This is a genomic window from Streptomyces longwoodensis (assembly GCF_001514125.1).
GTDB classification, from domain to species: domain Bacteria; phylum Actinomycetota; class Actinomycetes; order Streptomycetales; family Streptomycetaceae; genus Streptomyces; species Streptomyces longwoodensis.
Genome location: NZ_KQ948564.1, coordinates 69,382 through 83,162, shown reverse-complemented (window position 1 = coordinate 83,162; position 13,781 = coordinate 69,382). Strand labels below are relative to the sequence as shown.

The 13,781-nt window shown below is 69.9% G+C and carries 5 protein-coding genes; all 5 read right to left on the bottom strand.

What is annotated here, in order from left to right:
* Positions 1-89: 89 nt before the first annotated feature.
* On the bottom strand, positions 90-1,535 hold the full coding sequence (gene obgE / locus AQJ30_RS32760) for a GTPase ObgE (protein WP_067241161.1): 1,446 nt from the start codon (positions 1,533-1,535) through the stop codon (positions 90-92).
* Positions 1,536-1,692: 157 nt separating this feature from the next.
* Positions 1,693-1,947: a 50S ribosomal protein L27 gene (gene rpmA, locus AQJ30_RS32755; RefSeq protein ID WP_067241160.1), complete on the bottom strand. Its 255-nt coding sequence runs from the start codon at positions 1,945-1,947 to the stop codon at positions 1,693-1,695.
* Between the two features lie 14 nt (positions 1,948-1,961).
* Positions 1,962-2,282, bottom strand: a complete 321-nt coding sequence (rplU, locus tag AQJ30_RS32750; RefSeq protein ID WP_004931419.1) for a 50S ribosomal protein L21 — start codon at positions 2,280-2,282, stop codon at positions 1,962-1,964.
* Positions 2,283-2,931: 649 nt separating this feature from the next.
* A complete protein-coding gene (locus AQJ30_RS32740) occupies positions 2,932-9,870 on the bottom strand; it encodes a polymorphic toxin-type HINT domain-containing protein (RefSeq protein ID WP_079084453.1) in 6,939 nt (2,312 codons plus the stop codon).
* Positions 9,871-10,041: 171 nt separating this feature from the next.
* On the bottom strand, positions 10,042-13,722 hold the full coding sequence (locus tag AQJ30_RS32735; RefSeq protein WP_159052408.1) for a LamG domain-containing protein: 3,681 nt from the start codon (positions 13,720-13,722) through the stop codon (positions 10,042-10,044).
* Positions 13,723-13,781: the final 59 nt, after the last annotated feature.

Genomic DNA, 13,781 nt, shown 5'->3' with positions numbered 1-13,781 from the left:
GGCAGCGATTCCCATGGAATTCCTCGCCGCCAGCACGAAAGACCCGTTGCTCGGGCAACGGGCCTTTCGGGCCGGGGCGGGCCGGGTGTCTAGAAGGGCTCGAAGCCGTCGAACTCGCGGCCCGCCTCGTCGTGTTCGGCCTGGCGGTCCCGGCGGCGCTGGGCCGCCGGGCGCGGGGCCTCGAAGCGGTGGTCCTCGCCGCGCCGGCCGAGCATCTCGGCGCCGGACACGACGGACGGCTCCCAGTCGAACACCACGGCGTTCTCCTCGGGGCCGATGGCCACGCCGTCGCCGGAGCGGGCGCCCGCCTTCATCAACTCCTCCTCGACACCGAGGCGGTTGAGGCGGTCGGCGAGGTAGCCCACGGCCTCGTCGTTGTTGAAGTCGGTCTGGCGCACCCAGCGTTCGGGCTTCTCGCCGCGCACGCGGAACAGCGGCTCGCCGTCGACGTCCTCGCGGGTGACGGTGAAGCCGGCGTCGTCCACGGCCTGGGGCCGGATGACGATGCGGGTGGCCTCCTCGCGGGGCTTGGCGGCCCGGGCGCGGGCGACCAGCTCGGCGAGCGCGAAGGACAGCTCCCGCAGTCCGGTGTGGGCGACGGCCGACACCTCGAAGACGCGGTAGCCACGGGCCTCCAGGTCGGGCCGGACCATCTCGGCCAGGTCCTTGCCGTCCGGTACGTCGATCTTGTTGAGGACGACCATGCGCGGACGGTTGTCCAGGCCGCCGTACTGGCGCAGCTCCTCCTCGATGATGTCGAGGTCGGAGACGGGGTCGCGGTCGGACTCCAGGGTGGCCGTGTCCAGCACGTGCACCAGGACGCTGCACCGCTCGACGTGCCGCAGGAACTCCAGGCCCAGGCCCTTGCCCTGGCTGGCGCCGGGGATGAGGCCGGGGACGTCGGCGATCGTGTACACGGTCGAGCCGGCGGTGACCACGCCGAGGTTGGGCACCAGGGTGGTGAACGGGTAGTCGGCGATCTTCGGCTTCGCGGCGGACAGCACGGAGATCAGCGACGACTTGCCGGCGCTCGGGTAGCCGACGAGGGCCACGTCGGCGACGGTCTTCAGCTCCAGCACGATGTCCCGCAGGTCACCGGGCTCGCCGAGCAGGGCGAAGCCGGGCGCCTTGCGGCGGGCGCTGGCCAGGGCCGCGTTGCCGAGGCCGCCGCGGCCGCCCTGGGCGGCGACGAAGGAGGTGCCGTGGCCGACGAGGTCGGCGAGGACGTTGCCCGCCTTGTCCAGGACGACGGTGCCGTCCGGCACGGGCAGGACCAGGTCCTGGCCGTCCTTGCCGCTGCGGTTGCCGCCCTCGCCCGGCTTGCCGTTGGTGGCCTTGCGGTGCGGGGAGTGGTGGTACTCGAGGAGGGTGGTCACGGACTGGTCGACGGTGAGGATCACGTCGCCGCCGCGGCCGCCGTTGCCGCCGTCGGGTCCGCCGAGCGGCTTGAACTTCTCACGGTGGACGGAGGCACAGCCGTGGCCTCCGCTACCCGCGGCGACGTGGAGTTCGACGCGGTCCACGAAGGTGGTCATGGTGGGTGCCTCCAGCACTTCGGTCTGCCGTACGTACGGGTGTTTCTCTCGGCGCGGGTGGTGCTGCGCGCCCTCTCCTGCGTAACACGCGAAAGGCGGACCCGCCTTCCCTCCCGGGAAGTGAGGTCCGCCTCGCGAAGAGTTTCGATCAGCCTGCTCAGGCGACCGGAACGATGTTCACGACCTTGCGGCCGCGGTGGGTACCGAACTCCACCGCACCGGCCTGCAGCGCGAACAGCGTGTCGTCGCCGCCGCGGCCGACACCGGCGCCCGGGTGGAAGTGGGTGCCGCGCTGGCGGATCAGGATCTCACCGGCGTTCACGACCTGACCGCCGAAGCGCTTCACGCCGAGCCGCTGGGCGTTGGAGTCGCGACCGTTCCGGGTGGACGATGCGCCCTTCTTGTGTGCCATCTCTCCTCAGTCCCTTACTTCGCAGCCGCGGGGATCTCAGTGACCTTGATCGCCGTGTACTGCTGGCGGTGGCCCTGACGACGACGGTAGCCGGTCTTGTTCTTGTAGCGCAGAATGTCGATCTTCTGGCCCTTGTGGTGGTCCACGACCTCGGCCTGGACCTTGATGCCGGCCAGCACCCACGGGTCGCTGGTCACGGCGTCGCCGTCGACAACGAGCAGGGTCGAGAGCTCGACCGTGTCGCCAACCTTGGCGGTGGAAATCTTGTCAACCTCAACGATGTCGCCGACAGCAACCTTGTGCTGGCGACCACCGCTGCGCACGATGGCGTACACGCGGATCTCTCTTTCGCTCGGAGAACGGCACCCCCGCAGGCCAGCCGCCCGGCGCACGGGCAGCCTCTCCGGACCGACCCGTGGGGGCCTGCCCGGAGGAAGAGGTTTACGGGGATGTGACGCGTCAGGCGACACGCCGAGGGTCAAGGCTACGGGGCCCGGCTTGAGGGGTCAAACCGGGCCCCGTAGAGGCAGCAGTGCCGTCACCAACGGCTACGTCGGCGTCAGCTCCCTCCGACTTCCTGCGTCAACGTCGACGTCGACGGCTTTATACCGAAGCACGTGACGACTGACATCGTCGCCGGGTCGAAGAAGAGCTGGAAGTAGAAACCCCCTCGCCCACGGTCATCGATGAATCCCAGCGCGAGTTCAGGACCCGAGAAGGTACGCAGTTCTTCGAGTGCACGGTCAAACCCTATGGACGGCTGACCCGATCGCTGCGCGATGCGCTCGCGCCTCCCGTAGATGCCTACCAGACGATGCACAGGTACACCATCTTGCTGCATTTGATATGCGGCACCTGCGGCAAGGGCACCTCGAGAGAGAGTCCTTACCTCGTCCGTTCCTGCCAAGAGATGCAGAAGGCGATCCCTGTCCACGCAACCTCCAGCGTCAGCTCCCGAGTCTTGCCCAGGGGCATCGTCTCCCGTCACCCTGCACCGCCAGGCCTGCGCCAGGGGCCCCTATCGATACTGATTTCGGCACCCTCGATCACCCCTCGCAGGGCGTGCTCCGACTCCTCATAGACCTCGTAGTCGGTGTCATGGATCTGCACGTCTCTCCCCGCGGGCACACTGGATCGAGGAATACGCATCACGATGCCCCCTGAACCCAGTTCTTCCGCCGCGTCAAGAGCAACGCCTTCGTAGTCATGAGTCCATGAGGTGAATTCACTGTCGGTGTTGCCACCTGCATGTCGACCGGGATCCGAATGTCCTCCGTGAGGCACTGCGCGCCCTTCCAGAGCATCGTCGTACTTGGAGTGTCCATTAGGCACTCCACGATACAAGTAGTCGCCGTCCTCACCACAGTTGTGCACCAGCAACGGAACAGTCGCCGCCTGCACGTAATACGTGTGGACATCCTCGACCGTCAGGTCGTGCGTGCGCTGGCGCCGGTCGAAGGCACGGATTGCGGTGAGTTCCACCGGCTCACCATTCGCCGTATGCAGACCCGTGCCCAGTTTCAGGTCGCCCGCTTCGATCCAGGCCTGCTCGGAGTCCGACCAGAACGGGTGCGTCGTCGTGGAGACGAGAGACTCCGTTTTGCCGGACTTCGTCTTGATCGTCAGGTCGACGAAGTGCTTGTCGTCCTCGGTGACGATCGTGCCGACGACCTCGCGGACCTTGGTGGCACCCGTCTTCGGGTCGGTCACGACGACCTTGTCGCCGAGCCTGACCTTCTCGATCTTCTTGGTCTTGCCGCCTGCGAGCAGCACCTTCGTGCCCGGCAGGAAGCTGTGCTTGCCTCCGATCGGGCAGGAACCGCCGCCACCCTCCTCGGTCTTCTTCCTCTTCTTGAGGGCCTCCGCTGCCTTCTTCTGGGCCGCGGCCAGTTTCTCCGTCGCCTTCGTCAGGCCCATGCGGGCCTTGCCGACCGCCTTGTTGGCCTTCCACAGGCCCTTCACGCCGCCGATCAGGTCGCCGACCAGGCCGGCCACGCGCTTGGCGAGCTTGATGCCCTTGGCCCACTTCCACGGGGCGCCGTACTTGGCGAGGATCTTGCCCGCCAGGCCGCCCGCGAAGCTGCCCGCGATGTTGAGCAGGGTCTCGCCGCACGCGCCGACGTCGCCGCTGGAGATGCAGTCCAGCGCCGCGTCCACGCCCAGGATGTCCCGGGCGATCTTGACCAGCGCCTTGCCGGCGGACTTGATGCGCTGCTTGGCGGAGGCCTGCTGCATCTGGGCGCCGGCCAGCTCGGAGGAGGCCTTGCTGGTCTCCTGCTGCGCCTTCTGCACCCCGGGGTCGACGTCCGTGACGGGCATGCCGCCCCGGCACTCGATCAGACCCTCCCGGCACTCCGGGATGATCATGCCGCTCGGGTCGGCGTGGGTGACCGGCGAGTTGTTCGCGTAGGCGTAGCCGTTGATCTGCTGCGGCTGGGTGACGTCGATGATCGGGTCGACCGAGATGAACTTGCCGATCACCGCGTCGTACTCACGCGCCCCGAGGTGCGTCAGGCCGGTCGAGGCGTCGATCGTGCCGCCGACGTAGCCCTTCTGCCCCGGCCAGACGCCGGTCGTCGCACCACGTTCAACACCGAAGGGGTCGTAGCGGCGCTGGCTGATCGCCCCCGTGGCCGCGTCGATGGCCACCTCGCCGGTTCCGTGGTGGTCGGACCCGACGAAGGAGACCTTGTTCGCCGTGCGGACCGCGACGGACTGGCCGGCGAAGTCGTAGTAGCGGGTGGCCTCGGTCTTCGTACCGTCCGCCGACAGCTTCAGCTCGGTGCCCGGCAGGTAGACGGTCGTGCCGGTCGGGTCCTTGCGGACGAGCCGGCTGCCGGCGCCGTCGTAGACGTAGCTGGTCTTCGAGCCGTTCGCCTCGGTGACCTCGCTGAGCTTGCCGGTGTCGTCCCACAGCAGGCCCTGGGCGTTGCCGCCGATGGTCCGCTTGGTGGTGTTGCCGGAGTCGTCGTACTCGTACGTCGACTGCCGGTCACCGGTCGGCGTCTTCTCGGTGACCTTGGTGACCTGGTGCGGGCCGTCGCCCGCGGCGCCCGCCGTGCCGTACTCGTAGCTGCGGGTGATGTTCTTTGCCGCGTCGAGCCCGGTGTCGTGGACGGTGTCCGAGACGCGGTTGCCGATGGCGTCGGTCTCGTACGACTTCCAGTACGGGGCCGGACCGCCGAGGGCGCTCGCACCGGCGGCGGCGTCACAGGCCGAGGGGCCCGTGCCGTCCACCGGGGTGGTGGAGCCGCGGGTACCGGTGCCGGCGGCGGTGGCCGCCGTGGCAGCCGGGGTCCAGGCGTCCGCCAGCCGCTGCCTGCCGTCGTAGGCGAAGCACTGCACGTCCGGGGCCGCGGAGTTCGCCGTGTCCGCGATGGACAGGACGTTGCCCGCCTGGTCGTAGGAGTACCGGGAGTCCTTCGCCGGGGCGGTCGCGCCGTAGACGTCGACCACCGAGCGGGTCAGCCGGTCGGTGCCCTTCTCGTAGCTGTAGGTCTGCCAGACCTTCTTCCCGCTGCCCGTGGACAGCTCCAGCTGCTGCACGAGGCTCTTGCCGGAGTAGGTCGTGTTCGTGACGTACGGCGTGGAACCCGTCATCGTCACCGGGCGCTGGAGGTCGTCGTACGTGTAGGTCAGCGCCTCGGCCGGGAGGTCACCGATGGCCGGCATCGTGGTGCCGCGGACCGTGCCGTCCCGGTTGTACGACGTGGAGAAGACGTAGGTGCCCGCGAGGGACCCCTGCGAGGCGGGGACCTGGTAGGCCGTCTTCAGCGGACGGTAGAACTCGTCCATCGACTGGATCGCCGTGGCGAAGTACTCCGTCGGGGAGGTATAGCTCAGGAAGCCGTAGGCCTGGCCGAGCCACCCCGCCTTGTCGTACTTGGTCTCGCTCAGCTTGGTGCCCGTAGTGGGGTCACCCTGCCAGGTGGACTCGACGCGGCCGAGCTTGTCGTACACCGTCGAGGTCTTCTTCTGCCGGCCGTCCCAGGTGGCGACGGGCCGGTCCAGCTCGTCGTACTCCGTGCGCGAGGTGCCCGCGTCCGGGTCGATGCTCCTGGTCTTGCGGCCCAGCTGGTCGTACTCGTACCGCCACACGTTGCCCTTGGCGTCGGTGACCGTCTCCAGCAGGCCCTTGGTGTTGTAGGTGTACTTGGTGGAGTCGTACGGCACACCCGCGCCGGGCGAGGAGCCGCGGTAGTGGCGGATCTCCGCGACGTTGCCCTGGTCGTCGGTGACCGTGGTGGTGGGCACACCGCCGACGGGCGGGTCGACGTGGGTCAGCTCGCCGTCGTAGCTGGTCGTGGTGCGCCACTGCTCGGCGCCGGACACGGCGAAGATCTGGGCCGTGGAACGCCCGACCCCGTCGTACTCCAGCAGGCTCTGCGCACCGACCTGACCGTTGCTCACCAGCAGCAGTTCGTCGGAGGCCGCGCCCGCCGCGTTGTACGTGGAGTTCGTCTTGCGGACGTTGCCCGTGCCGTCGTACCAGGTGTCCGCGACCATGCGGGTGCCGTCAGGACCCTCGGTCTGGATCTGGCGGGGGCGCAGGAGGCTGTCGTAGAGCTGGTACTCGGCGCCGTAGGAGCCGTCGTTCTCGACCTTCTCGGTCTTGATCGCGGTGACCTTGTCCTTGCGGACGGTGTAGCCGTACTTGATGCTCGGCGTCTGCGTCGAGGCGCGGTCGGCGAGCCACACCGAGGTGAGGCGGCCCAGGGCGTCGTACGCGAGGTCGGTGCGCTGGCCGTTCGGGTCGGTCTGGCCCTTAGACATGCCCCAGGCGGGGGCGTAGTCGGTGGTCGTGATGTGGCCGAGGGCGTTGGTGACCTTGGTCTGCGTCAGCAGGCCGTTGGTCTCCGTGTAGCCGGTCTTGGTCTCGTTGAGCTTGGCGTCCTTCTGGGACGTCGGGCGGCCGTAGGTGTCGTAGGCCGTGGTGCCGGTGACCTGGTACGTCGCGGTCGTGCCGTCGTGGGCCGTCATGCGCTCGGTCTTCGTCGCGTCGCCCTTGGTGGGGGCGGCGCCGAAGGCGAGGTTGTCGTACGAGGTGCGCTCGTCCGCCAGGACCTGGGTCTTGCGGTCCGGGGTGGCGGAGCACTTCACCGAGACCGACTCGACCCGGGACGGCAGCGAGAGGATGTTCTTCGCCGTGTTGTCCGCGTAGGTCGTGCGGGTGCAGGAGTCGTCCTTGGCGGACCCGACGTCACCGAGGTCCTCGACCTGGGTGACCCGGCCGCCCTTGGCCGCGTCGTACGTCGTGGTGGACTTCGTCTCCTGCCAGGTCCCGTCGGACTTCAGGCTGAAGCCGCGGCCGACCTGGGAGCGGACGACCGCCGCCCGGGTGGTGCCCCAACTGCTCTTCTGGGTGGCGGTGTACGCCTTCCAAGGGGTGTCGATCGTCTTGGAGATCAGCTTGGCGCCGTCGTAGGTGGCGGCCTCCAGCTGGTGGCCGGTGAACTCCTCGTCGTCCGTGTAAGCGGCGCCGGTGGAGTCCTTGACGGTCACCGAGCGGGTGCCGCCGGCCGGGTCGGCGTCGCCGTCCATGCCCTGCATGAACGTGTAGTCGATCCGGGTCTTCTGCACGTCGGACGTGCCGCTGGTGACCTTGACCTTGCCGTAGCCCTGCCAGCCGCCCCAGGTCAGGTACTTGGCGTCGGTGATGCCGTCCGGCTTCGCCTTACGCCAGGCCGCGTCGCCCTGGTAGTCGTAGCGCGTGACCATCGAGTCGCTGCCGCCGGTGCGGTCGGTCTCGATGACCGCGGAGACCACGTACTTGTGGAACCAGTCGGTGATCGGGTCGACGTAGCCCGGCGGGGCCCACTTCACCGGGTAGCAGCGCTTGGTCGACTCGCCCGGCTTGGGCAGCGCGGACTTCGTGCAGTCGGTGGGCGCGTAGGTGACGTCGAGCTGGGCGCCGGTCTCGCTGAGCACCATCGACAGGCGGAAGCGGAGGAACGGCGCGATGTTGTCGCCGATCGCGTCGACCCGGTTGGCGAGCTGCTCGCCGAACAGGTCCACGGAGGGCAGCTTGACCGCCGTGCCGGCGCGGCCCTCGTGCTCGATCTTCGACAGCCACAGCGTCTTGGAGTCGTCGCCGTTGTCGGTGAACAGGTGCGTGAGGGTCCAGGCGTCCACGTCCTGGTAGCTGGTGGCGTCCTTGCGCATCTGCGTGACGACCGACGTCAGCCGCTTGGTGGTCCAGAACGTCTGCACGGGCATGGTGCACTTGGTGCCGGACTTGCACTCCTGGTCGACCGGGACGTCCGGCCAGTGGGAGGCGTTGGCCTTGGTGCGCTTGCTCTCCGCGCAGTCGAAGTCGGCGTCGGGCAGGCAGCGTTCGGCGGTGTTGAACACGATCCGGGCCGGCGCCTTGGCGGCGTAGGCCTGGCCGTCGCGCTGGCCGTAGTCGATGCGCTTCAGGTAGCCGCCGCGGTGGTACGCCGTGCCGTTGACGTCCGTCTTGCCGTTCAGGGCGTAGTAGTTGGTCTCGCGGTCGTAGAAGTAGGACATCACGTTGCCGTGGGTGTCCTTGACGTAGTCCAGGCTCCAGCGCCAGGCCTGCTGGCAGTGGGCGCTGGTGAACGTGGCGTTGTAGCAGGGCTCGCCGGAGTCGTCGCCGAACACCGGCGCGGTCCAGGTGGAGTTGGTCTCCTCGTTGCCCGAGGCCCAGCCCGGCAGGCGGTTCTGGCCGAAGTAGTACTCGGTGCCGTCCGAGGTGGTGATGCGCCAGTACTCGCCGTCGTTGTCGCCGTTGGTGGCGCCGGTCAGCTTCTCGACCTTGCTGCCGTCGTCGGACGACATGTGCCACTCGCCGGTGGTGTCGTCCTTGACCAGCTCGCCGGCCGAGCCGTTGAGCATGACGGTGGCGTTGTCGAACGCCCAGCACTGCTCGCCGGAACCGCTGTGGCCGTCGTCGGAGCAGGGCTTGTAGCGCCGCTCGACGTAGCCCGGGTCGTAGGAGAAGCCCTCACCGATCCACGAGCCCTGGTTGTTGGTCGCGGAGGTGCGGCCGTCCGCCGACTGCGAGGAGTAGCCGAGGCCCACGGTGGGGACCAGGCCGCCCGGCGTCGGCACGGAGCGCAGCGGGTAGTTCCAGTTGAACGCGCCGGAGGAGGTGGCGACGCTCCAGCTCGCGGAGGGCGCCAGCGCCGTGGCCTGGTAGGTGCCCTGCGCGGAGGACGGGCCGGCCGCGACCGCGACGAGCGAGGTCGCCGTCCCGGCCATGGTGGACACACCCTCGGCGGCGGCCGGGGCGGCGGTCACGTCGGCGGAGACGGTGCCCTTGCGGACGTCGTTGACCGTGGGCAGCACCGTCGGCTGCTGCGGGCAGTCCTTGCTGCCGGGCGCGGCGAGGGCCGCGCACGCGGGGAGCTGGACGAGCCGGAGCCGGGAGGCGTACGACCCGCCGAAGCCCTCGGCGAACCGCGAGTAGTCCACGCTGAGGCGGACCGTGCCGGAGCGGGTGCCGCCGTCGGCGCGGGCCACGCCGAGCAGGACGCCGGCGCCGAGCCGGGCCGCGCGGGCCGGGTCGAGGACGTCGACGCGGACCTTGCCGGGCGCGGTGGACGCGGGGGCTGCGGGGCCCGCGGCGGCCGCGCTCTTGGCGGCCTTCGGCTTCGCGGCGGGCGCGCCGACCGTCACGGGCAGGCCGCCCGCCTCGGTGGTGGCCCCGAGGGCCACGTCGGCGCCGCCCCGGTGGGGCCACACCGCCTTGTCGAGCCCCTTGACCGCGGCCTTGTGCGCCGGGTCGGAGGGGCGGGAGGTCGACCTGGCGTCGCGCCCCTTGGCGGGATCGCCGTCGTCCTGGACGCCGGGGCGGCTGGTGCGGCCCCGGTCGCCGTCGTCGAGCACCGACGCCTGGACCGACGACGCGGACAGCGCGAGCGAAAGCCCGATCACTGTCGCGACGACCGTCCGTCTGGGCATGCGGCGGCTCAGTGAGCGGCCACGAAATGGCATGCGGGAACAACTCCCTTGCAGAAGGAGTACGTCATGGATGGGAAGGAGACGAGGAAGGGAACTGAGGGAAGCGAAGCGGGCCCCGGACGGGCGTGCCGGGCCCGAAGGACCCGGCACGCCACGCTCGACGACCACCCGTCACATGTCGGGGACGGACTCCAGCAGGCTCATCTGCTGGACCGCGATCTGGTCGGCGGCACCGCTGTAGACGCGGACCTCGTCGACGGCGCCGGCGAAGTACTCGCTGGCCCCGCGCAGCGAACGGCCCACCTGCAGGCCGCCGGTGGCGGACCACAGGGTGTCGTCCTTGCCGTAGGCGCCCGCCACGAGCTGGCCCTCGACGTACAGCCGCACCGAGTTGGCGAAGGCGTCGTAGACGACCGCCAGGTGCTGGCCGGAGCCGCCCGTGTCGGGCAGTTCCTGGTCGTCGGTGTAGGTGACGACCTGCGCGCCGGCCGTGTCGGTCTTCGCGATGGCCAGCTCCCACTGCTGAGTGGCCGCCTGGTAGCGGACCTGGATGCGGTTGGCGTTGGCGCCCGGCAGCGACAGCACGGTCTGGGACTTCTCCGGGTCCAGCGAGGTGAGCTGGGCGCGGGCCGAGACCGTGAAGCTGGTGTTGCCGGTGACCGGGGCGGTCGCGGTGGACGCGTAGTCCCCGTCGCCGTCCAGGACGAGGTTGCCGTCGCCCACCAGGGCGGCGGTGTCGAACAGCGGGTCGGCCGGGCGGTAGATGGCCGCGTTGCCCGCGAGGGTCAGCGCCTGGCCGCCGCCGGTCTCGGCGGAGGAGCCGCTGCTCGCGCTGTCGAGCTGCCAGTAGCCCTTGCGCAGCGGCTTGACCGTCATCAGCTCGGCGACCTGGGCCGGGGGCAGGACGCGGTCGAAGACGCGGACCTCGGCGAGGTCACCGGTGAAGTGGTCGCGGTAGCCGCTCTTGGCCGTGGTGCGGCCGATCTGCAGCGGGCCGTACGACTTCCAGGCGGACCGCCGGGCCGCGGACCCCTTGAGGTCCTTGTTGATGTAGAGCTGGAGCTGGGGACCGCCGGTCTTCTGGGCGTCGTACACGCCGGTCAGCAGCACCCACTGGTCCTTGACCACGGAGACGCCGGTGGAGACGGCCTTCCACTCGCCGAGCGAGTCGACGTCGTTGACCGGGACGGCGAACTTCCAGGTCTGGGCGCCCGCGTCGTAGCCGAGGGTGAAGCCGGGCTCGCCGGTGCCGTCCTGGCTCACGATCGTCATGTCCTTGTCGAGCGCGGTGGGCCGCACCCAGGCACTGACGCTGAAGCTCTTCGACGTGTCCAGGACCGTCTCGCTGGCGTCCAGGTAGGCGCCGGAACTGCCGTCGAAGCGGGCGGCCTTGTCGACCTTGCCGCCGGGGCCGTCCACGCCGAAGGCGACGTTGGTGCCGGCCGTGGCCGAGAACTCGCCGCTCTCGTCGTGCGCTTCGGTGTCACCGGCCTGGTCGGCGAGGTTCCACTGGGCGACGACCGGCTTGCCCTCACTCACCAGGAAGTCGTAGGGCGTGCTGCTGGCGTGGTTGGCCTTGTCGATGGCGACCACTTCGAGGACGTGGCGTCCGGCCCGGGTCGGCATCCACTGCAGCGAGACCGAACCGCCACCGGTGGACGGGTTCAGCGGCAGGGGCGCCGCTCCGTCGAAGGAGTAGGTGTACTTGACGACGTCCGCGTCCAGGACGGAGTCGTTCGGGTTGGGCGAGAAGGTGAAGGTTCCGTAGGTGCCCACGCCGTCGTGGTAGACGGTGTCCGACGGGTACTGCTTCGACAGGACCAGCGGCTTGCCCGGCCACGTCTTGTCGTACATGAACTCGCAGCGCTGGGGGGTGTCACCCTCCGAGCTCCACGGGCCGTAGCCGTCACCGTCGTAGGCGCGGGCGCTCCAGTAGATGACGGTGTTCTGCGGGATCGTCGACTTCACGGTGTGCGTGAACTTGGTGGCGGTCGTCGGGGACAGCCAGTCCGGAGTGGTGTACGTGTACGAACCCGGGCTGCTGCCGCCCCACTCGACCTTGAACTGGACCTTCACCTTGTCGGTCTGGCCGTTGCCGTGGTCCGGGTCGCTCGCGATGGCCATCAGCTTGGGCGGGGTGTCCGTGTAGGCGCGTCCGGAGCCCCACTTGCACACGCCGCCCGGGTCGGTCGACATGTCCGACGTCTTGATCTGCCGCGGCAGATTGTTGTACTTGACCGACAGGAAGGCGTTGCCGCAGATCCGCTTCCACTCGGCGAACCGGGACTCGTCCGCCGCGCGCAGGCCCAGCGTCATGGAGTTCCAACCGCCGGCCGCGGCCGTCTTGACCTCGCTGGTCAGCTCGCCGGTCGCGCCGCTCTCGAAGTTGAGGTTGGGCTGGCTGGAGCAGGAGGTCGGGGAGATCGCCTTGTCGACGGTCTGGAGGTAGTCGTCCCAGTCGTCCGAGGTGTTCGACCAGCTGCTGGACGAGCTGAGCGAGTAGTTCTGGCCGCCGATGCGGTAGAGCTGGATGGGCTCGGCGGTCGGGGACGCGCTGTAGATGTGCTCGACGCGGGCGGAGAAGGTCGCGCCGAGGATCTGCTTGCCCTTGTAGAAGGAGAGCGGCAGCGTGAACATCACGCGGCGCACGCCGACGCCGTTGCAGGAGACCGGGTTGTAGTCGGTGGGGCACTTGCCGACGCCCGCGCTGCCCGAGTACTTCCAGTCCTGCTCACCGGGCATGCCCGACATCACGCCGGTCCACGAGGAGCGCGAGGTGGTGCGCTGGATCGGGTCGATGACGACCGGGAAGACGGTGTCCTTGCCGCGCAGCAGCTTCTGGTCGGGGACGAGCCGCAGCTTGCCCTTGCCGACCGCGACGTCGAGCGGGGCGACCTTGCCGCCACCGCCGGGGCCTTCGAGGGCGGCCTCGGGGGTCTTGGAGGCCTGAGGAGCCCTGGATGCGGCCGGGGCCTTGGGGCCGACGGTCGGGGAGGGGGTGGCTGCCGCCGTGTCGGCCGATGCCGCGGCCGACTTCACCGCCCGCGCGACCGCCTTCGGCCCGTCCTCCTTCGCCGCGGCCTCCTGGACCGCCGCCGAGTCCCACATCGCCGGCTTGCCCGCCTCGAAGACGGTGCCGCCGACGACCGCGTCCTCGGCGACGATCGCGCCGGTGGCGTCCTCGGCGACCTTCAGGCCGTCGGTGGTCAGGCCCAGGTCCAGGGCGGCCAGCCGCGGGTCGGCCGCCGCCTCGGGCGTCTTGACGACCAGCAGGTGGCCGAAGCCGTCGGTCTCGGCGCGCACGGTGAGGTCCACGCCGGGCAGGGCGTCGACGTAGGTGGCCGTCTCCCCCTCGACGCGCGGGGCGGGCAGCTTGCCGTAGGGCCAGGTCAGGGCGAACTCGCGGCCCGCGCGCTGCATCGTGACGAACGGCCGGCCGGCCTGTCCGGCGGAGAAGGCCAGGTCGACGGTGGCGGCCTTCGGGCTCCAGCCGCCGTCGGCCCGCCGGACCAGGGTCGGGTCGATCGGGACCCACTTGCCGCCCTGGACGGTGCGCACGGGCTCGGTGTACTCGCGGGCGGTGAAGGTGCCGTCGGGTTCGGCGAAGATCTCGCGCCGCTCGGTGCGCAGGCCGACGACCTCGGTCTTCTTCCCGCTGTCCTTGGCCCGGGCGAGGGCCTGCTGCTCGGTCACCACGGGCTGGTCGGCGGCGACGGGCGCCGGGCCGTGCCCCGGGCCACCGTCCGGGAGGACGGCCAGGCCCCCGGCCGCCACCGCGCCGGCGACGGCGGCCGCCACGGCGGCGCGCCGGAGCACGCCTCGCCGCATCGGTGTGTGTCTGTCTGCGGACACGCGTCCACGCTCCAGTTGCGTCAAGTCTGTGAAGGGGTTCGGGCCGGAGGCCGTGCTCC

Excerpts from the sequence above, each read along its gene's own strand:
- obgE (WP_067241161.1), bottom strand. The coding sequence starts at position 1,535 with ATGACCACCTTCGTGGACCGCGTCGAACTCCACGTCGCCGCGGGTAGC.
- rpmA (WP_067241160.1), bottom strand. The coding sequence starts at position 1,947 with ATGGCACACAAGAAGGGCGCATCGTCCACCCGGAACGGTCGCGACTCC.
- AQJ30_RS32740 (WP_079084453.1), bottom strand. The coding sequence starts at position 9,870 with ATGCCCAGACGGACGGTCGTCGCGACAGTGATCGGGCTTTCGCTCGCG.